The organism is Pseudomonas sp. CP4 (assembly GCF_047758505.1).
In the GTDB taxonomy this organism is placed as follows: domain Bacteria; phylum Pseudomonadota; class Gammaproteobacteria; order Pseudomonadales; family Pseudomonadaceae; genus Aquipseudomonas; species Aquipseudomonas fluorescens_AO.
On the sequence record NZ_CP180489.1, the window covers coordinates 5,612,598 to 5,631,382 of the forward strand.

Sequence of the window (18,785 nt, forward strand, 5' to 3'; positions counted from 1 at the left end):
GGTCAGCCGCCGGTCATGTTCATGAAACGCACCACTTGCACGTCGTCGTTGACTTCGAAGTTGTGTCGATACGGTTTGAGTTTCATCGCCTCGATGATCGCGTTCTCCAGACGTTCCGGATGGCCCGGATGGGCGCGTAACACGGCTTTGAGGTCCATCGAGTGCTCGTTGCCCAGACACAGCAGCAGGCGACCTTCGACGGTCAGGCGCACGCGATTGCAGGTGCCGCAGAAGTTGTGACTGTGCGGCGAAATGAAGCCCAGGCGAATGTTCGGTGCTTCGGCCACGCGCCAGTAGCGCGACGGCCCTTGCGTCGATTCGGTCGAGTCGATCAGGGTAAAACGTTCGGCGATACGCTCGCGTACTTGCGCGCTGGAGTAGAAGGACTCAGCGCGGCTGTGTTCAGCAATCGCGCCCAGCGGCATCTCTTCGATGAAGGAAATATCCAGTTCACGCTCGATGGCGAAACTGACCAGATCGTTGATCTCGTGGTCGTTGCGCCCCTGCATCACCACGCAATTGAGTTTGGTGCGGGTGAACCCGGCGGCACGAGCAGCGTCGATGCCGTCGATGACCTGCGCCAGATCACCAGTGCGCGTCAGTTCCTTGAAACGGCGCGGATCGAGGCTGTCGAGGCTGATGTTGAGGCGCTTGACCCCGGCGTCGAACAGCGGCTTGGCCAATCGGCCCAATTGCGAGCCGTTGGTGGTCAGGCACAGTTCGCGCAGGCCGGGCAGGGCGGCGATCTGCTCGCAGAGTTGCACGACACCGGGGCGGATCAGCGGCTCGCCACCGGTCAGGCGGATCTTGCGCGTGCCGAGGGCGACGAAGCTTTGCGCCACCTGAAACAGCTCTTCGAGGGTGAGAATCTGCTGGCGCGGCAGGAACTGCATGTCCTCGGCCATGCAATACACGCAGCGGAAATCGCAGCGGTCGGTAACCGACAGGCGCAGATAATCCACGCGGCGGTTGTGACCATCGATCAATTCACGCTGTGTCATGGGCTCGCCTCGTGGATGTGGAACGCCGTCAGCGGGCGCAGATCGCGCAGGGTAGGCTGCGCTCGCCATGCCGTCCAATCACTCTGGCTGACCGAGTGATTGACGGCGTCGATGATGCCTTACGGTGCGCCAAACATTGCCGTCCAGTAAATACCGGCGTTGCTTTTCGGATCGGTCGCATAGGCGGCGCCCAGTTCCTGGTATTGCGGGTTCATCAGATTGGCGCAGTGCCCGGGGCTGGCGAGCCAGCCGTCAACGACCTTGCCGACGGTGTCTTGCCCGGCAGCGATGTTTTCACCGACCAGCTGCCCGCTGTAGCCGGACAGCTCGGCACGGTCGCCGGGTGTGCGGCCGTCGCGGTCCTTGTGGTCGAGATAATTGTTGTTGGCCATGTCGCGGCTGTGATCCTGAGCGACAGTGCCCAGCGTGGCGTTCCACGCCAGCGGTGCCGCCGCCGCGAAGGACTGCCCGCCGCACTGGCGCGCCTGGCCGCGCGCGGTATTGAGTTGCGCCAGCAGCTTTTGCCCTTCGCTTTGCGCATCGCCGAGTTTCGCCGTCAGCAACGGCCGCGCGAGGACGATGCGCCAGTCGCGGTCAACGCGGTTGACGCCGATATCGACAAACTGCGGGTCGAGCACCACCTGACAGAAGCTTTCCTGAATCGCCTTCATTGCTGACGCCGCATCTCGCGGGCCGTTGAGGGTAATCGCCTGCACGTTGACCATCGGGTAGTGGGCGCTGGTCATGGCCTGCTGCAAATCGACCGCGCCGCTGGCAGGCAGTCGCAGCCGTGGATCGGCCGACAGCGGTGGCAACTCGTTCGACGCCTGTGTGCCGCAACGCTGCGGCTGGCTGCGATAGCTGTTGATCGACTCGATCAATTGCAGTTCATCGCCGGCCAGCGCCGAGGTGGCGAACACCACACCCAGCGACAATGCGGCACAACGCAAAACGGACGGCATGAAGCGCATGGAAATCTCCCTTGAGCTGAATGCGCCCATGATGCGCGAAAGGCCTGCGATGAGTGAATGCCTTTTTCTTTCCAGAGGATTTTTTTCTGCGCTGGTACGCCCGCGCATTTGCTCGCTACACTCTGCGAAGACCCCGCAAACCGGGCGTCTCCCCGACGTAACACTCTGCCCTTCGCGGGCGCTGACGGAAGAACCGACATGGGATCGAAAGGCTTGGCGGGCGGTTTGTTGTGGATCTTTTTGACCGGCGCGACATGGGCCGGGACGCAGGCGCCGATCGAGGCCAAAGCTGAACAGAAAGCCGAGGTACTCGAGGAGAAAGCGGCGGATAAAGTCAGCGCTGCGCCGGCGCCGAAATCCGAAGCCATCACTCCCACCGAAGCGCAAGCGGTGGACCCGGCAGGCGCCGCGCCGCTGGACGATCCGCTGACCTGTCTGGCGCGCAGTATCTATTGGGAAGCCAAGGGCAAGGACACCCCGGAAATGGAAGCCGTCGCCAGCGTGGTGATGAATCGCCTCGGCCACGATGGCTTTCCCGACACGGTGTGTGCGGTGGTCAAGCAAGGCTCGGAAACCGGCAACTGCCAGTTTTCCTGGTGGTGCGACGGCAAGCCCGATCAGGTCAAGGAGGATGCCGAATACGCGCTGGCCAAGGAAATCGCTGGCAAGGCGTTGAACCGTCAACTCAAGGATCGCACGCGCGGCGCCCTGTATTTTCACGATCGCGGCGTGCGCCCGAGCTGGGCCAAGGCCTATCGCAACACCGCGCAGACCGGCAGGTTCCTGTTCTACAAACCCGCCGGGGGCGACGCGCGTTAACTGGCGTGGGTGTTGAGAATGCTTGCCACCTGCTGCGGCTGGCAGTTCAGGTACGGTGACTTTTGCAACCAGCGCTGATCCGGGTACCAGGAAAACATGAACTGGCCGTTCTTCAGGCGATCGATCACCTGTTTGGCAATCTGCGGCCGCACGGCGGGGCAACCCTGACTGCGGCCGATACGGCCCTGACGCTTGCTCCACAGCGGGTTCACGTAACTGGCGGCATGAATCACGATCGCGCGATCACGGGCCAGATCATTGAAACCCGGTTCCAGCCCATCCATGCGCAGTGAATAGCCGTGGGTGCCTTCGTAGCTTTCCTGGGTGCGGAACAGGCCGAGACTTGACTGATAACTGCCTTCGCGATTGGAAAACTGCGTGGCGAAGTTCTCCCCGGAGTTGGAGCCGTGGGCGACCAGATCGCGCAGCACCAGCTTCTTTTTATTCAAGTCGAAGATCCACAGGCGGCGCTCGGTGGACGGTTGCGAATAATCGATGATCGCCAGATGCCGCGAGGGTTTCGCGCCGTTGTTGACCGCGCATTGCATGGCGTTCAATGCACCTTTGAGCGCCTGGGGATTGAGTTCCGGCGCGGCGTGGGCGAGGCTGTTGTAGAGAACCGGCGATGGCTTGCCGGCGGCAAATACGGGGCTGGTCACGGCGACAACGGTCGCGGTGCTCAACAGAAGTCGGCGCAAAAACGTCAACATTTTATAAAGTGTCCTCAACTTGCTACATAAACGGCACTTTGGCTCCTGACTCCCAGTCAATACCCGCAGGCTCGCGGTTCGAGCCTGACTGTTCAGCGCACCTGATGTAAGGTTGGCCGTCATCTGGACGGCCATGGATTGGAGTAAAGCAGTTGTTCAAAAAGTACGCATGCTACTTGAGCATTTGTTTGCTCGCTGCGCCGTTTGTCGCTTGCGCCGATGAGCCGCTGCCCCCGCTCGAAACCCTGCCGACACCGGCGACGCAATTGCCGGTGGAACCGCGCAGCCCGTTGCAAGCGGTGTTGATCAGTCTCGCGCAGTCGTGCCCGGCGATTGCCGCGCGCCTCAACGCCCCGGCCTTGAGCCAATTGCAGGCGTTCTATGAACAGCAGGACTGGATGCCGGTATGGGCAGGGGAGCCGGCACGCTTGCCGGCGTTGCGTGCGCAATTGCAGCTGTTGGCCGACGATGGCCTGAATCCGAACCGCTACGCCGTGGCAACAACGCCGCCGCAGGATGGTGAGCTGTGCGCCGACATCGACATCAGCCGCAACTATCTGCAGGCCTTGCAGGATCTGCATTACGGTCGTCTGTTGCAATCGCATTTCGAACCGCTGTGGCATGTCGACGGTCCGCAGACCGACCGTCAGGCGCAATTGCTCAGCATTGCCGTGCCGGGCATGAACGACATTCCTGCGGCGTTCGATCTGGCGCGTCCGCATCTGCCGCAGTATCAAAGTCTGCGCCAGCTGTATGCTGCGCAACGCTTGCAAGCCTTGCCGCAATGGCAGCCGGTGGGCAACGGCCCGTTGCTGCGTCCGGCGATGGAAGACCCGCGCGTGCCGGAACTGGCCCGACGACTCTACAACGAAGGCTATCTGGCACACGCGCTGGTGCCGCCGGAAAATGCCTACGATGACGTGCTGGTGGAGGCAGTGAAGCATTTTCAGGCCACGCATTCGTTACAGGCTGACGGTGTGGTCGGGCCGGGCACCATTGCCGAACTGAACATCAGTCCGCTGACCCGCCGCGATCAGTTGCGCGTCAATCTCGAACGTTTCCGCTGGATGGCCCAGGACATGGAGCCCAGCGGGCTGGTGGTGAATGTCGCGGCCGCTGAGCTGACGCTGTATCAGGGCGGTCAACCGGTGTGGCAGACCCGCACCCAGGTCGGCCGCGCCGAACGCCAGACCCCACTGCTCAAATCCCGCGTCACCCGCCTGACACTGAACCCGACCTGGACCGTGCCGCCGACCATCTGGAAAGAAGACAAGCTGCCGGAAATCCGCAAGGACCAGACCTTCCTCAGCCGCCAGAACCTGCAAGTGCTCGACGCCAACGGCCAGCCTCTGGCGGCCGCAGACATCGACTGGGACAACCCGGGCAATATCCTCTTGCGCCAGGACGCCGGTCCACGCAATCCGCTGGGGCAGATGGTCATTCGATTCCCCAACCCGTTCTCGGTGTACCTGCACGACACGCCGAGCAAAGCGCTGTTCGACAAGGGGCCGCGAGCGTTCAGCTCCGGTTGCGTGCGCGTCGAGCATCCGCTGCAACTGCGCGACCTGCTGCTGTCCCCCGCCGAAAAGACCCGCACCGATACGTTGCTGGCAAGCGGTACGACTCATGAATTTCGCTTGTCGGCGCCGGTGCCGATCCTGATGACCTACTGGACGGCGCAAGTCGACAGCACCGGCCATGTACGCTACGCGCCAGACATCTACAGTCGCGACAGCGCATTGCTGGTGGGGCTGGATCGGGCGCATTGACGTTGTATGGAGCGATACATCAGCAATGATGCTGCCCGACCTGACGCTTTCGCGAGCAAGCCCGCTCCCACAGGGGGATTGATGGTGTTGGAAGATTTTGCGCCTGTCGCCAGTCGAATGTGGGAGTGGGCTTGCTCACGAAGGCGGCGGTACGGTCAGCAGTGATGCTGCCTGACCTGACGCTTTCGCGAGCAAGCCCGCTCCCACAGGGGGATTGATGGTGTTGGAAGATTTTGCGTCTGCCGCCAGTTGAATGTGGGAGTGGGCTTGCTCACGAAGGCGGCGGTACGGTCAGCAGTGATGCTGCCTGACCTGACGCTTTCGCGAGCAAGCCCGCTCCCACAGGGGGATTGATGGTGTTGGAAGATTTTGCGTCTGCCGCCAGTTGAATGTGGGAGTGGGCTTGCTCACGAAGGCGGCGGTACGGTCAACAGTGATGTTGCCTGACCTGACGCTTTCGCGAGCAAGCCCGCTCCCACAGGGGGATTGATGGTGGTGGAAGATTTTGCGTCTGCGCCAGTTGAATGTGGGAGTGGGCTTGCTCACGAAGGCGGCGGTACGGTCAGCAGCGATGTTGCCCGACCTGACGCTTTCGCGAGCAAGCCCGCTCCCACAGGGGGATTGATGGTGTTGGAAGATTTTGCGCCTGTCGCCAATTGAATGTGGGAGTGGGCTTGCTCACGAAGGCGGCGGTACGGTCAGCAGCGATGTTGCCCGACCTGACGCTTTCGCGAGCAAGCCCGCTCCCACAGGGGATCTGTGGTGTTGGAAGATTTTGCGCCTGTCGCCAGTCGAATGTGGGAGTGGGCTTGCTCACGAAGGCGGCGGTAGGGTTCGGCTGACCCAAATTGCATCCCAGAGTGAGTAATCATCAAGCTTTTGCACCAGACCCGCGCGTAGCGGGTTGGCCACTACATATCTGGCCATTTGCACCAGACTCTCTTCTTGCCGTAGCGCACGATCATGAAAACCCTGTTGCCACAGGCTACCTGTTCGACCGCTCGCCACATTGATGGCTCTGGTGCTCAGGGACTTCGTCTGGCACATCAGTTGTCCCAGTGTTCCATTTTGCAACTGGACCAACCAGTGGAAATGATCCGGCATGACCACCCAGGCCAACGTATCGGCCAAACCTTCTGTTTGCGCTCGCTGGAACTGGTTAGCTACTAATCTGCCGAGATCGTGATTCTTGAAAACCGGCTCGCGATGCAAGGTGTTGGCCGTGAGCAGGTAAATGCGGTTCTGTTCGCAAAAGCGGCCGATTCTGAGACGGTGAGACGAATATCGTTCGGGCATTCCTTTGCCTTGTTCATGATTGATTGGAATGAAAGGCTAGCCGAGCTGGAAGAGCCGGATGTGATGATTGTTGGCAGGATGTGTCTGCGTATCAGACTCCTGCTGAGGGGATTAAGCAGCGATGTTGTCTGACCCGACGCCTTCGCGAGCAAGCCCGCTCCCACAGGGGGATTGATGGTGTTGGAAGATTTTGCGTCTGCCGCCAGTTGAATGTGGGAGTGGGCTTGCTCACGAAGGCGGCGGTACGGTCAGCAGTGATGCTGCCTGACCTGACGCTTTCGCGAGCAAGCCCGCTCCCACAGGGGGATTGATGGTGTTGGAAGATTTTGCGCCTGTCGCCAATTGAATGTGGGAGTGGGCTTGCTCACGAAGGCGGCGGTACGGTCAGCAGCGATGTTGCCCGACCTGACGCTTTCGCGAGCAAGCCCGCTCCCACAGGGGGATTGATGGTGTTGGAAGATTTTGCGCCTGTCGCCAATTGAATGTGGGAGTGGGCTTGCTCACGAAGGCGGCGGTACGGTCAGCAGTGATGTTGCCTGACCTGACGCTTTCGCGAGCAAGCCCGCTCCCACAGGGGGATTGATGGTGTGGGAAGATTTTGCGTCTGGCGCCAGTTGAATGTGGGAGTGGGCTTGCTCACTAAGGCGGCGGTACGGTCAGCAATGATGTCGCCTGACCTGACGCTTTCGCGAGCAAGCCCGCTCCCACAGGGGGATTGATGGTGTTGGAAGATTTCGCGCCTGCGCCAGTTGAATGTAGGAGTGGGCTTGCTCACGAATAGGGCAGCAAATTCAGTGCAGATGGTTGAGTTGACGCCGTTTGATGCCTAGCCCCTGCCCACCCGCCACAAATACCACGCCGCCACCGTGCGATACGGGCTCCAGGCTCGGCCGATTTCGATCATTTCTTTGCGTGTCGGCTGGATTTCCAGGCCTTTCAAACGTCGATAACCCTCGCGCACGCCAAAGTCATCGGCGGGGAGGATGTCCATGCGTTCGAGGCTGTAGATCAGCAGCATTTCCACTGTCCAGCGACCGACGCCGCGCAGACTGGTGAGGCGTGCGATCAGCGTTTCATCGTCCATCGCCCGCGCAGTCGGGTAATCCGGCACCACGCCATCCAGCGTCGCCTGGGCAATCCCCTGAATCGTGGCGATCTTGCTCGCTGAAAACCCGCAGGCACGCAGTCGCTCGACATCAGTAGCCAAAATCTGCTCCGGACGCGGAAACGCCTGTCCGGGAAACAAACCCACCAAACGCCCGAGAATCGCATCGCCAGCCTTGGCGTGCAGTTGCTGATAGGCAATCGCGCGGACCAGCGACTCATAGGGATCGCGCGCCGGATGTGGCTGATGCAGACACGGGCCAACCGCGCGGATATGGCGCTGCCAGTCAGCGTCTGTAGCGGCCAGAAAAGCGCTGGCCAGGTCATACCCGTCAGCCATGCTGCCGTGAACCGGTCGTACTCATCCAGATCCCTTTTTGCCTGATGGATTGCATGCTTCAAAAAGCCAATTGTTGAGTCATTTGCAGTGCGGCGTTCTCCAGCCTGAGCAGAAACGCCTTGCGCGGTTGTCCGCCACCATAGCCGGTCAGCGAGCCGTCCGCGCCAATCACCCTGTGGCACGGCACCACGATCGAAAGACGATTGTGCCCATTGGCCAGGCCGACTGCACGGCTGGCGCCGGGTTTGCCCAGCCCGGCGGCGATAGCGCCGTACGTGCTGGTGTGGCCATAGGGGATTTGCAGCAGCGCCGCCCAGACCTCGCGGGCGAACGCGCTGCCGGGCAGATGCAGTGCCACGCTGAATTGTGTGAGTTTGCCGGCGAAGTAATCCGCCAGCTCCACTTCGATCTGCTGCAAATGCGCGTGGTGCCCCGGCGCGACGGCGTAGCCATAACGGTTCTGCAGGGCTTCGACCTCGCGGGTCAGCGCCGGGCGATCGAGAAACTCCAGCAGCACCAGTCCGCGACGTTCGGCCATGGCGATCATCGGCCCCAGCGGCGTGGTCAGGCGGGTGAACAGCAACGGCTCACTGTTGGCGGCGCGGCCAGGGGTGATGTGGAAAGATTTCTGAAACGCGTCGCGAAAACCGCTCAGCGATTCATAGCCGGAGTCGAACGCGGCGTGATCGATCGACGTGCCTTGCCTGATTCCACCCAAGGCCATGCCGAGGCGACGGGTGCGCAGCCAGGCATGGAAGGTCATGCCGAAATGCTGTTTGAACCAGCGCCGCAGCTTCAGCGGTTCGATGCCTTCAGCAAGCAATTGCGCATCGCTCCAGCGCCGTTCCGGATCGGCGTCCACTGCGTTGAGCAGGCGCTGCACCCAATCCGGGGCGATGGCGGCCGCGTCCAGCGGTTTGCAGCGCAGGCAGGCGCGATAACCGGCGCACAGGCATTCGTCGGCGTGGGCGAAGAATTCGACGTTTTCCGGTTTCGGCTTGCGCGCCGTGCAACTGGGGCGGCAAAAGATCCCGGTGGTTTTAACGGCCGTGAAGAACACGCCTTCATAGGCAGTGTCGCGCTCGAGCATGGCGCGAACCATTTCGGCGTGGGGCGGCAGGACAGCGGCTGGTATGTTCATGGGCTGAGAGTAAATCCGCTTTGTCGATGGCTCCACCGAAAAATCGACAGTGAATTTTTTTGCTGGTGCCGCACAATGAGCGGATCGCCGCTTTCAAGGAAGCCAGCCCATGCATCCGTTTTCCATTCAGCACATCGACCATATCGTCCTGCGCGTTGCTGACCTGCAACGCAGCATCGATTTCTACGGCAAAGTGTTCGGCGCCGAAGTGGTCAGGCACAACCAGCCGTTAGGGCTGGTGCATTTGCGGGCCGGCACGTCGATGATCGATCTGGTCGACCTGGCGGGCGAGCTCGGGCGCAAGGGCGGCGGCGCAGCGCAGACGCACAAGCGCAACGTCGATCACTTCTGCCTGCGCATCGAGCCGTTCGACGAAGCCGCGCTCAGCGCTCATCTGCAATCATTCGGGCTGACCGTGGAAAAAGCCGCCAGACGTTTCGGCGCCGAGGGCTACGGCCTGTCGTTGTACTGTTTCGACCCGGACGGTAATCAGGTCGAACTCAAGGGCGCGTCCGAGATTGCTCAGCCAGACGTTTCCTGAAGCAACAGTTCGCTCACTTGCGCCAGCGCCGAGCGGTTGTTTTGCGGTTGTTCAGATGCTTGCTCGAACAGCGCCAGTTGCCGATCGGCGCTGGTGCCGCTGGCGATGATCGCGCGAGCCTGATCGAACAACTGCGCCGCGCCCAAGGCCTGCGCAGTATCGGCAAAGCGCTGCTCGGCCAGCTCCAGCCACTGCGCGATCGAACAGTCGCCGTCGATGCCTTCGACCAGAAAGCGCGCATGAGTGCCCAAGCGTTTGGCCCGCCAACGATTTTCTTCCAGCATCGAACGCGCGGTCTGGTCGTACAGCAATCCGGGGCGCCGCTGCGCGCTGGCGTGGGCCACCAGTACACGGAAAAACGCTGCCAGGGTCAGCGCGTCGTCGACCCTGGGGCAAGCGTCTGTCATACGCAGTTCGAGCGTCGAAAAACGCGCCGCCGGACGCACGCCCCACCAGCACTCGGCGGGCTGCGTGATCGCACCGATGCGCGTGAGAAATGCCACGTGCTCATCGTAATGGCGCTGATCGGCAAACAGCGGCGGGATGCCCATGCGCGGCCACTCGTCACACGCCGTCTGCCGATAACTCATGAAACCACTGGCGACGCCATTCCAGAGGGGCGAAGAACAACTCAATGCCAACAGCAGCGGCGTCCACGGCAGCACTTCATTCATCACCGCGATGCGGTCCAGCGGCTGCGCGACCTCGACGTGCACGTGCAGACCTGACACTACGCTGCGCCGCGCGACATGACCGTAGCGTTCGAATAAGTCCTGGAAATGTTCTTCTTCGGTCGGCATCTGTTCTCGCCAGTCAGCCAGCGGATGGCTGCCGGCGCTGAGCACGCCCAGACCAAACGGCGCAAGCGCTGCGCGCAAGGCCTGACGGCTGCCACGCAAGAAATCGCCGGCATGCTCAAAGTCGCTGAACACCGGCGAAGCCACCTCTATCTGCCCCTGAAACATCTCCGTGGCAAACCACGCGCCCAGCGCCGCACGACATGCCTCGATGGCCGGCTGCGAAGGGCTGCCGACCATGCGCAGGGTCTGCAGGTCGGTCAGGAAAAATTCTTCTTCGATGCCAAATCGCGGGCTGGTCATGGCGCTGCTCGAGCGACTGTTTCTCATGGGAACCGCGCGCGGCAGCGGTGGTTCACGCCAGGCGACCAGCGCCGCGAAATGCACCGTTGGTCTTTTCCATTGCACTTGGAAGGCCCGTGGTTTTCAAAAAAGGTCCTACCAATGTGCTCTGGAGGCAGACATGAACAACCCGTCCAGCAACGACAAAGCGCTCAACGAAACCCTCAATCCCAACGACGACGGCTTCGTCATCGGCACCGCCGGGCGCGATGAAGACCCGAACGCCACCACCGACTGGGATGTGAGCCGCGACAACGAAGATGTCATGACACCTGACGATACTCGCGGTCTGCCGGGTTATCCCGGTGCCGAAGAGAACAACCCATCGAAACCCGTTCCCGACAGCAGCGTGCCGGCCAATGGTGATCCGTCCGTGCAGAACGACAGCGCCGACTAAACTCGCACTAGCGCCGACAGAGCCGAAGGAGGCCTTTATGAACCATCCGATGCGCAAATGCGCACTGGTCGCCTTGACCCTCTCGGTCGGCATTGGCCAGGCGTACGCCGAACAAACCAAACGGGTCGACGTGATGCTGGTCGGCGGCGGCATCATGAGCTCGACGCTGGCGGTCTGGCTCAGTGAACTGGAGCCGGGCTGGTCGATGGAAATGGTCGAGCGTCTGGACCAGGTCGCCGAGGAAAGCTCCAACGGCTGGAACAACGCCGGCACCGGCCACTCGGCGCTCGCCGAACTCAACTACACGCCGGAGAAGGACGGCAAGGTCGACATCACCAAGGCTGTCGAGATCAACGAGGCGTTCCAGATCACCCGCCAGTTCCTCGCCTGGCAGGTGAAAACCGGCGTGCTGAAGAATCCGCGTTCGTTCATCAACTCCACGCCGCACATGAGTTTCGTCTGGGGCGATGACAACATCCGTTTCCTCAAGAAACGCTACGAGGCGTTGCAGGCCAGCCCCTTGTTCCGGCCGATGCAGTATTCCGAAGACCCGGAGCAGATCAAGCAATGGGTGCCGTTGATGATGGAGGGGCGCGATCCGACGCAGAAGATCGCCGCCACCTGGACGCCGATCGGCACCGACGTCAATTTCGGCGAGATCACCCGGCAGTTCGTCAGCCATCTGCAAAGCCGCGACAACTTCAACCTCAAGCTGTCCACGGAAGTGCGCGACATCACGCGCAACGACGATGGCTCGTGGCACGTTGAGTACAAGAACCTCAAGGACGGCACCACGGCCGCCACCGACGCGAAATTCCTGTTTATCGGAGCGGGTGGGGCGGCGTTGCCGCTGCTGCAGAAGTCCGGGATCGAGGAAGCGAAAGACTACGCCGGGTTCCCGGTGGGTGGTTCGTTCCTGGTCACGGATAATCCCGAAGTCGCGCAACAGCACATGGCCAAGGCCTATGGGATCGCTTCGACCGGCGCGCCACCGATGTCGGTGCCGCACCTCGATACGCGGGTGCTCGATGGCAAACGGGTGATTCTGTTTGGGCCGTTCGCCACGTTCTCCACCAAGTTCTTGAAAGAGGGTTCGTATTTTGATCTGCCGGCCAGTACGACCCTGCACAATCTCTGGCCGATGGTTCGGGTCGGCGTGCGCGAGTTCGATCTGGTGCAATACCTCGCCGGCCAGTTGATGCAGTCCGATGACGACCGTTTCGAGGCGCTGCGCACCTACTTCCCCCATGCGAAGAAAGAGGAGTGGCGACTGTGGCAGGCCGGCCAGCGCGTGCAGATCATCAAGAAGGATGAACAGCAGGGCGGGGTGCTCAAGCTCGGTACCGAAGTGGTCGCTTCCAAGGACGGCAGCATTGCCGGGCTGCTCGGCGCGTCGCCGGGGGCCTCGACCGCCGCGCCGATCATGCTTGATCTGATGGGCAAGGTGTTCAAGGACAAACTGGCCTCGGCGCCGTGGCAGGACAAGCTGCGCCAGATCGTGCCCAGTTATGGCACGCGCCTGAACGAGCACCCGGACAAGGTCATGGAGGAGTGGCGCTACACCAGCGAAGTGCTGCAACTTACGCCACCACCGGGCATCGATCAGGCCCCGGCGCAAAACCCGCCGGGCAATATCGACGCTGTGCAGCAGAAGAATCTGGACAGCGATCCCGATCTCAAGCCCTGAGATTGGCAGATGTGGCGCGGGTCGAACTTTTTTGATCCGGCGCCACTCTGAACGTGTCATAGGGTCGCGGTTCGGCAGAAATAATCGCCCTGGCAGGCAGAAACGCTGTCTGTCGTGATAAATTCCTCCCCACGTCGAGCCCACCCAGAATGGCCCCTGCCGGGTCCCACCAAGAGCGATCTACATGCAAGCAAAGGCCCGTGAGGTTTATGTGCCACCGGTGCTGCAGGATCTGCGGGCCGGCACAGCCGAACTGCACATCGCACTGGAAAAACGCCTTCCTTTTTTCTCCGATACCCTCGATACCCCCGCTTTCGAGCGCTTGATGCAGGCCTATTACGGTTTCTATCAACCGCTGGAACAGGCGTTGCTCGCCAGTGGTGCGGTCCCGGACGATTTCAACCTGACGCCGCGTCTGAAGGCTCAAACCCTGCGCGCCGACCTGCGCGCGTTGGGCGCAACCGCTGATGATTTGCCACTGTGTGAGGATCTGCCGGTTATCGACTCCAGCGCTGCCAGCCTTGGCGTTCTGTACGTGCTTGAAGGCGCGACCCTCGGCGGGCAGATCCTGCGACGGGAAATCGCCGCGCGGCTGAATCTGGACGCCGACAACGGCGCCGCGTTTCTCGATGTCTACGGCGCTGCCACGGGGCGGCGCTGGCGCGAGTTCATTGAATACCTGAGCAACCGGCCCATGGCGGCCAGCGAACGCGCGGCCGTGGTCAGCGCAGCACAAACCACATTCAGCTGTTTCGAGCAGTGGCTCGAGCGCCAGGAGGTACTGGCATGAACCCGCAAGACCAACAAGCCTTTGAAGAACTGCTGGCCAACTGTGCCGACGAGCCGATCCGCTTTCCCGGCGCGATCCAGCCCCATGGTTTGCTGCTGACCCTGACCGAGCCTGCGCTGCAGATCATTCAGGTCAGTGCCAACGTCGAAACTCTGCTGGCCCGTGCGCCCGAATCGCTGATCGGCCAGCCACTGCACAGCCTGATCGGCGCCGAGCACGCCGCGCAAGTGCTCGAAGCCCTGCAGCAGACGACATTCTCCGAAGCGGCGCCACTGCGTTTCGAGCTCAACGGCACCGCGTTCGAAGGGTTGCTGCATCGCCATCAGGGCGTGCTGATTCTTGAGCTTGAGATCCACGTACAGAATTTCCAGCCGCGCAACGTCGCCGGGGTCAAGACTCATCTGGGCCGCATGCTCCAGCGCCTGCAAGCGGCAACCACGCTGCAGGCCCTGTACGACATCAGCGTCAAGGAAATCCAGGCGATGACCGGTTACGACCGGGTGCTGATCTATCGCTTCGAGGAGGAGGGCCACGGTCAGGTCATCGCTGAAGCCTCCGATCCGTCGATGGAAGTGTTCAACGGCCTGTTCTTCCCGGCCTCGGACATTCCCGAGCAGGCGCGCGAGCTGTATCGCACCAATTGGCTGCGGATCATCCCCAACGCCGATTATCAGCCGGTGCCACTGGTGCCGAAGTTGCGCCCGGACACGCAGACACCGCTGGACCTCAGTTTCGCCACGCTGCGCAGCGTCTCGCCGATTCACTGCCAGTACATGAAAAACATGGGCGTGCTGTCGTCGATGAGCATTTCCCTGCTCAAGGGCGACAAGCTCTGGGGCCTGATCAGCTGCGGCAACCGCCAGCCGCTGCACGTGCCGCATGAATTGCGCATGGCCTGCCAGACCATCGGCCAGGTCCTCTCGTTGCAGATCAGTGCGATGGAAACCCTTGAACTGACCCGTCAGCGTGAAGAGAAGGTCGAGGCGCTGGCGCGGCTCAATCAGGCGATGGTCGATTCGCCGCAGAACGTGTTCGACGGCCTCGCCCAGCAGCCGGCGACGTTGATGGCGTTGGTCAATGCCGGTGGCATCGCAATCATCGAAGACAAGCAATTGCACCGTTACGGCAACTGCCCTGAGCCGGAAGAAATTCGCGCGCTGCACAAATGGCTGCAGGCGCGCGGCGAGCCGGTGTTTGCCAGCCATCATCTGTCCAGCGTTTATCCGCCGGCGGAGCAGTATCAGGCGGTGGCCAGCGGTGTGCTCGCCTTGAGCCTGCCCAAACCGGTGGACAACGGCGTGCTGTGGTTCCGCCCGGAAGTGAAGGAAAACATCAACTGGAGCGGTGACCCGCGCAAACCACTGGACCTGGAAAACTCCGACGCCGGCCTGCGCCTGCGGCCGCGTACCTCGTTCGAGATCTGGAAAGTCGAGATGGCCGGGATCTCCACCAAATGGAGCCACGGCGATCTGTTCGCCGCCAACGATCTGCGCCGTTCGGCACTGGAAAATGATCTGGCCCGCCAGGTCCGTCGCGAGCAAGAGGCCGTGCGAGCGCGGGATGAACTGGTGGCGGTGGTTTCCCACGATCTGCGTAACCCGATGACGGTGATTTCGATGCTCTGCGGCATGATGCAGAAAGCCTTCAGCTCGGAGGGGGCGCACACTTCGCGGCGCATCTCTACGGCGATCGACACCATGCAGCAGGCCACGGCGCGGATGAATACGCTGCTGGAGGACCTGCTCGATACTTCGAAAATCGACGCCGGGCGCTATTCCATCACACCGCAACCGCTGGACGTCGGGCTGATCTTCGAAGAGGCGCAGTCGCTGCTGTCGCCGCTGGCCCATGACAAGGACATCAGCATTTCCTTCCAGGCCGATCCTGATTTGCGCATCCATGCCGACCCCGAGCGGCTGTTTCAGGTGCTGTCGAACCTGGTCGGCAACGCCATCAAGTTCACCCCACGCATGGGCACTGTCGGCGTACACGCCAAATCGGTGGGCGATGAGATTGTCTTCATCGTGCGCGACAGCGGCGAAGGCATTCCCAAAGAGCACTTGCCGCATGTGTTTGATCGTTACTGGACGGTCAAAGAAGGCAACCCGACCGGCACGGGCCTGGGTTTGTACATCACCCAAGGCATCGTCGAAGCCCATGGCGGCCAGATCGTCGCCGAGAGCGAGCCGGGGCAGGGCAGCGAATTCCGCTTCACCGTACCGCGCCTGGCCTGAGTGCCCCTGTAGGAGCGGGCTTGCTCGCGAAGGCGTCATCCCAGCCAACATTGGGTTGATTGACACACCGCTTTCGCGAGCAAGCTCGCTCCCACAGGTTTTGCGGTAGGCCCGAGATTGCATTTCACACACAACCCGGTGGGAGCGGGCTTGCTCGCGAAGGCGTCATCCCAGCCAACATAGGGTTGATTGACACACCGCTTTCGCGAGCAAGCTCGCTCCCACAGGTTTTGCGGTAGGCCCGAGATTGCATTTCACACACAACCCGGTGGGAGCGGGCTTGCTCGCGAAGGCGTCAGCCCAGCCAACATTGGGTTGATTGACACACCGCTTTCGCCAGAGGATTCGCATCCTCAGGGGCATTTTCTTCAATACCGCACCCCCGGCGCCCGCTACCGTAGCCACCTCGTTCCTCATTCGAAGCAGGTGTGCAATGAGTCTGATTCTTTCCATGGCGGCATTTGCCTTGGCCGCTTCCATCACCCCCGGGCCGGTCAATATTGTCGCCTTGAGTTCCGGCGCGCAGTACGGGTTCCGCGCCAGCCAGCGGCATGTCGCCGGGGCGACGTTGGGGTTTGTGCTGTTGCTGGTGCTGATGGGCCTGGGCCTGCATGAGGTGCTGCAACTGTGGCCGTTCATGACGCGGGTGGTGCAATGGGCCGGGGTGGCGTTTCTGTTGTTCATGGCTTGGAAACTGGCCAGCGATGACGGCCAACTGAACACCCGCGAGTCCGGCCGCGCGCCGTCGATGCTCTATGGCGCGGTGATGCAATGGCTCAACCCCAAGGCCTGGCTGGCGTGCGTGGCCGGCATGGGCGCGTTTGTCGCTGATGGCGAGGCACGGTTGGTCTGGCAGTTTGCGGCGGTGTATCTGGTGATCTGCTATCTGTCGGTGGGCTGCTGGGCGTATGCCGGGACGTTTTTGCGCGGCTATCTGAGCAACGCGGCGGGGATGCGCTGGTTCAACCGGGTGATGGCGTTGTTGCTGGCGGTGAGTGCGCTTTATCTCCTGATCACCTGATTTTCTGTAGGCGCTGACGAGTGCAGGGGTTTGCATGTACGGCAGATAAAACTCAGCCGCGATACTGCCCCGGCGTCGCCGCCAGATGCTGTTTGAACGCTCGCTGAAAATGCGCCTGATCGGCGAATCCAGCCTCTAGCGCCACATCGGCAATCAACCGCCCGCTGCGCAAGCGCTCGCGGGCGAACTGGATGCGCTGGTTGACCACGAAGGCATGGGGCGTCATCCCGTAACGCTGCTTGAACGCTCGAATCAGGTACGACGGCGACAGCTGCGCCGCTGCGCAGATCGCCTCGAGGCTAAGCACTTCGGTGCAATGTCCCCGGATGAAATCAGCGGCACGTTCCAGCTTGAAGTTAGGCTCACGTATCGGCTGAGCAGCAGGATTCAGACGCAGCTGCAAATCACTGAAAAACTCCACAGCCGCGCTCTGTTTCGCCAGCGGCTCCAACTGATCGTCAACCAACACTTCATATAACCCCATCAACTTGCCGAACAACTCGGCATCGGCCAGATGCGTGTCGGAAAAACGCCGAAACTCCAGCTCAGCGGCAAACCCCAACTGATGCTGCAAATCGGTCAGCCACGGCGTTTCGACATACAACATCACATACGACCACGGCTGATCATCGATCGGATTGCACGCATGCACATCGCCAGGATTCATCAGCACCACGGTGCCGGCCGCCACCTCGTACTGCGCCTGTTCATGCACATAAGTACTGCGCCCGGCGGTGATTGCGCCGATGGAAAAGTGCGCATGGGAATGCCGCGCATAACAAACCTCACGCCCATCCGCGATGGCCCGCGCTTCGATGAAGGGCAGGGCGTCGTCGCGCCAGAAGCGCGGGGCTTTCTCGGGGTTTTTCGCAGCGGCGTGTTTCATCGTGATCGTCCCGGCAGGTCAGCGTCTGAGTGTATTAGCTCTGGCCCGCGAATGCCTGTTGCAGCGCGGCAACATCGAGTTCTTTCATCTGAAACATCGCCTGCATTGCAGCCCCGACTGTTATAGGCTCTGGGGGACGTGACACCACGGGCGCGATGGAGCTGAACCATGAATATATTTGCCGGCGGATGCCTGTGCGGCGTTGTGCGCTTTCAAGTTTCTGGCGAGCCTTACCGGGTTGGACTGTGCCATTGCCTGGACTGTCGCAAGGTCCACGGCGCGCTGTTTCATGCCTCGGCGATATTTCCTGAGGGCGCTGTGACCATTAGCGGTGAAACCCACGAGTATCAAGGTCGACATTTCTGCCCGCGCTGTGGCTCGTCGGTGTTCAACCGCAGTGGTGATGAGGTCGAGGTGAACCTCGGCGCGCTGGATGCGCCGGATCAGTTGAAACCCACCTATGAGAGCTGGACTGTGCGTCGCGAATCCTGGCTGCCGGATTTTCCGCTGGCCAGGCACTACCGGGGGATCGTGAAGGCAAAGGGCGGGCAGAGGGATAGGGGATTGATTCAACGTTCAGCACACCTGCGATTTCTGTAGGAGTGAGCCTGCTCGCGAAGGCTTTTTGTCGAGCGGTGATTTGTTCTGGTTGACCGAGTACATATCCGTTGCTGCGGTAACGGCTGCTTAGGGTTCCGCCCTTACGGCGGGTCACCTTTTTCAAACGCCAAAAAGGTAACCCAAAAGGCTTGCTCCTGCGTTCGGCCCTCGCAGGCTCGGGTTCCTTCGCTGCGGGATCGATCCGGGCGCAGCGGCTCCGGTTTGCTTCGCTGCACCTCCTTCCGCTGTGTCTGGCTGCGCCAGACGGTCGCTGCGCTCCCACGCCCGGATCAATCCCTCCACTCAGCCTTCCGACGTCGCCGGTGGATCAAGATCAAG

16 protein-coding genes and 1 pseudogene are annotated in these 18,785 nt (G+C 61.4%); 9 read left to right on the forward strand and 8 right to left on the reverse strand.

Going from position 1 to position 18,785, the window contains the following annotated elements; translation table 11 throughout:
• Positions 1 to 2: 2 nt before the first annotated feature.
• Together moaA and ACMYUN_RS25310 are read right to left on the reverse strand one after the other, a co-directional pair.
• A complete protein-coding gene (gene moaA, locus ACMYUN_RS25305; protein ID WP_415762101.1) occupies positions 3 to 1,001 on the reverse strand; it encodes a GTP 3',8-cyclase MoaA in 999 nt (332 codons plus the stop codon).
• Positions 1,002 to 1,120: 119 nt separating this feature from the next.
• The gene (locus ACMYUN_RS25310) at positions 1,121 to 1,972 is read right to left on the reverse strand and encodes a CAP domain-containing protein (protein ID WP_129999526.1); all 852 of its coding nucleotides are present in this window, start codon (positions 1,970 to 1,972) and stop codon (positions 1,121 to 1,123) included.
• 198 nt (positions 1,973 to 2,170) lie between these two features.
• Between ACMYUN_RS25310 and ACMYUN_RS25315 the strand changes: the two genes are divergently transcribed.
• Positions 2,171 to 2,791 carry a cell wall hydrolase gene (locus ACMYUN_RS25315; RefSeq protein ID WP_415762102.1) on the forward strand — a complete coding sequence of 207 codons (621 nt, stop codon included), beginning with the start codon at positions 2,171 to 2,173 and terminating at the stop codon, positions 2,789 to 2,791.
• Here ACMYUN_RS25315 and ACMYUN_RS25320 read toward each other — a convergent pair.
• Positions 2,788 to 3,501, reverse strand: coding sequence for a murein L,D-transpeptidase catalytic domain family protein (locus ACMYUN_RS25320; protein WP_415762103.1), 714 nt, complete (start codon positions 3,499 to 3,501; stop codon positions 2,788 to 2,790). The genes ACMYUN_RS25315 and ACMYUN_RS25320 overlap by 4 nt on opposite strands.
• A gap of 152 nt (positions 3,502 to 3,653) precedes the next feature.
• Here ACMYUN_RS25320 and ACMYUN_RS25325 point away from each other — a divergent pair, with 152 nt between their 5' ends.
• Positions 3,654 to 5,270 carry a L,D-transpeptidase family protein gene (locus ACMYUN_RS25325; protein WP_415762104.1) on the forward strand — a complete coding sequence of 539 codons (1,617 nt, stop codon included), beginning with the start codon at positions 3,654 to 3,656 and terminating at the stop codon, positions 5,268 to 5,270.
• Between the two features lie 813 nt (positions 5,271 to 6,083).
• Here ACMYUN_RS25325 and ACMYUN_RS25330 read toward each other — a convergent pair.
• The 3 genes from ACMYUN_RS25330 to ACMYUN_RS25340 form a co-directional block, all read right to left on the reverse strand.
• Entirely contained in the window at positions 6,084 to 6,566 is a 483-nt protein-coding gene (locus ACMYUN_RS25330; RefSeq protein ID WP_130000218.1) for an REP-associated tyrosine transposase, read from the reverse strand.
• An 826-nt stretch (positions 6,567 to 7,392) separates the two neighbouring features.
• A complete protein-coding gene (locus tag ACMYUN_RS25335; protein ID WP_415762106.1) occupies positions 7,393 to 8,010 on the reverse strand; it encodes a DNA-3-methyladenine glycosylase family protein in 618 nt (205 codons plus the stop codon).
• A gap of 58 nt (positions 8,011 to 8,068) precedes the next feature.
• Positions 8,069 to 9,151 (reverse strand): bifunctional transcriptional activator/DNA repair enzyme AdaA, encoded by a 1,083-nt coding sequence (locus tag ACMYUN_RS25340; RefSeq protein ID WP_415762107.1) that lies wholly within the window; start codon positions 9,149 to 9,151, stop codon positions 8,069 to 8,071.
• Between the two features lie 109 nt (positions 9,152 to 9,260).
• On the opposite strand from ACMYUN_RS25340, the gene ACMYUN_RS25345 reads away from it, so the two are divergent.
• Positions 9,261 to 9,692 carry a VOC family protein gene (locus ACMYUN_RS25345; protein WP_039763259.1) on the forward strand — a complete coding sequence of 144 codons (432 nt, stop codon included), beginning with the start codon at positions 9,261 to 9,263 and terminating at the stop codon, positions 9,690 to 9,692.
• Here the strand turns inward: ACMYUN_RS25345 and ACMYUN_RS25350 are convergent.
• Complete coding sequence (locus tag ACMYUN_RS25350; RefSeq protein ID WP_415762108.1) at positions 9,674 to 10,792, reverse strand: carboxylate-amine ligase; 1,119 nt, start codon at positions 10,790 to 10,792, stop codon at positions 9,674 to 9,676. The genes ACMYUN_RS25345 and ACMYUN_RS25350 overlap by 19 nt on opposite strands.
• A 160-nt stretch (positions 10,793 to 10,952) precedes the next feature.
• Here ACMYUN_RS25350 and ACMYUN_RS25355 point away from each other — a divergent pair, with 160 nt between their 5' ends.
• From ACMYUN_RS25355 to ACMYUN_RS25375, 5 genes are all read left to right on the forward strand, one after another.
• Positions 10,953 to 11,228 (forward strand): hypothetical protein, encoded by a 276-nt coding sequence (locus tag ACMYUN_RS25355; RefSeq protein ID WP_039763258.1) that lies wholly within the window; start codon positions 10,953 to 10,955, stop codon positions 11,226 to 11,228.
• Between the two features lie 49 nt (positions 11,229 to 11,277).
• Positions 11,278 to 12,915, forward strand: coding sequence for a malate dehydrogenase (quinone) (gene mqo / locus ACMYUN_RS25360; protein ID WP_415764002.1), 1,638 nt, complete (start codon positions 11,278 to 11,280; stop codon positions 12,913 to 12,915).
• A gap of 184 nt (positions 12,916 to 13,099) precedes the next feature.
• The gene (locus ACMYUN_RS25365) at positions 13,100 to 13,705 is read left to right on the forward strand and encodes a biliverdin-producing heme oxygenase (protein ID WP_415762109.1); all 606 of its coding nucleotides are present in this window, start codon (positions 13,100 to 13,102) and stop codon (positions 13,703 to 13,705) included.
• Positions 13,702 to 15,939 carry an ATP-binding protein gene (locus ACMYUN_RS25370; RefSeq protein WP_415762110.1) on the forward strand — a complete coding sequence of 746 codons (2,238 nt, stop codon included), beginning with the start codon at positions 13,702 to 13,704 and terminating at the stop codon, positions 15,937 to 15,939. The genes ACMYUN_RS25365 and ACMYUN_RS25370 overlap by 4 nt, the downstream gene beginning before the upstream one ends.
• Positions 15,940 to 16,372: 433 nt before the next feature.
• Positions 16,373 to 16,960 (forward strand): LysE family translocator, encoded by a 588-nt coding sequence (locus ACMYUN_RS25375; RefSeq protein WP_130000059.1) that lies wholly within the window; start codon positions 16,373 to 16,375, stop codon positions 16,958 to 16,960.
• A 52-nt stretch (positions 16,961 to 17,012) separates the two neighbouring features.
• On the opposite strand, the gene ACMYUN_RS25380 is transcribed toward ACMYUN_RS25375, so the two are convergent.
• Positions 17,013 to 17,846, reverse strand: coding sequence for a helix-turn-helix domain-containing protein (locus ACMYUN_RS25380; protein WP_415762111.1), 834 nt, complete (start codon positions 17,844 to 17,846; stop codon positions 17,013 to 17,015).
• A 168-nt stretch (positions 17,847 to 18,014) separates the two neighbouring features.
• Between ACMYUN_RS25380 and ACMYUN_RS25385 the strand changes: the two are divergent.
• Positions 18,015 to 18,406 (forward strand): annotated as a pseudogene (locus ACMYUN_RS25385) (GFA family protein).
• Positions 18,407 to 18,785 lie beyond the last annotated feature (379 nt).

What these genes read in the sequence shown, in the direction of transcription:
- ACMYUN_RS25340 (WP_415762107.1), bottom strand. Translation starts at nt 9,151, where the DNA reads ATGAACATACCAGCCGCTGTCCTGCCGCCCCACGCCGAAATGGTTCGC.
- ACMYUN_RS25320 (WP_415762103.1), bottom strand. Translation starts at nt 3,501, where the DNA reads ATGTTGACGTTTTTGCGCCGACTTCTGTTGAGCACCGCGACCGTTGTC.
- ACMYUN_RS25370 (WP_415762110.1), top strand. Translation starts at nt 13,702, where the DNA reads ATGAACCCGCAAGACCAACAAGCCTTTGAAGAACTGCTGGCCAACTGT.
- ACMYUN_RS25355 (WP_039763258.1), top strand. Translation starts at nt 10,953, where the DNA reads ATGAACAACCCGTCCAGCAACGACAAAGCGCTCAACGAAACCCTCAAT.
- ACMYUN_RS25380 (WP_415762111.1), bottom strand. Translation starts at nt 17,846, where the DNA reads ATGAAACACGCCGCTGCGAAAAACCCCGAGAAAGCCCCGCGCTTCTGG.
- ACMYUN_RS25345 (WP_039763259.1), top strand. Translation starts at nt 9,261, where the DNA reads ATGCATCCGTTTTCCATTCAGCACATCGACCATATCGTCCTGCGCGTT.
- ACMYUN_RS25365 (WP_415762109.1), top strand. Translation starts at nt 13,100, where the DNA reads ATGCAAGCAAAGGCCCGTGAGGTTTATGTGCCACCGGTGCTGCAGGAT.
- mqo (WP_415764002.1), top strand. Translation starts at nt 11,278, where the DNA reads ATGCGCAAATGCGCACTGGTCGCCTTGACCCTCTCGGTCGGCATTGGC.
- ACMYUN_RS25315 (WP_415762102.1), top strand. Translation starts at nt 2,171, where the DNA reads ATGGGATCGAAAGGCTTGGCGGGCGGTTTGTTGTGGATCTTTTTGACC.
- ACMYUN_RS25330 (WP_130000218.1), bottom strand. Translation starts at nt 6,566, where the DNA reads ATGCCCGAACGATATTCGTCTCACCGTCTCAGAATCGGCCGCTTTTGC.
- ACMYUN_RS25350 (WP_415762108.1), bottom strand. Translation starts at nt 10,792, where the DNA reads ATGACCAGCCCGCGATTTGGCATCGAAGAAGAATTTTTCCTGACCGAC.
- moaA (WP_415762101.1), bottom strand. Translation starts at nt 1,001, where the DNA reads ATGACACAGCGTGAATTGATCGATGGTCACAACCGCCGCGTGGATTAT.
- ACMYUN_RS25375 (WP_130000059.1), top strand. Translation starts at nt 16,373, where the DNA reads ATGAGTCTGATTCTTTCCATGGCGGCATTTGCCTTGGCCGCTTCCATC.
- ACMYUN_RS25310 (WP_129999526.1), bottom strand. Translation starts at nt 1,972, where the DNA reads ATGCGCTTCATGCCGTCCGTTTTGCGTTGTGCCGCATTGTCGCTGGGT.
- ACMYUN_RS25335 (WP_415762106.1), bottom strand. Translation starts at nt 8,010, where the DNA reads ATGGCTGACGGGTATGACCTGGCCAGCGCTTTTCTGGCCGCTACAGAC.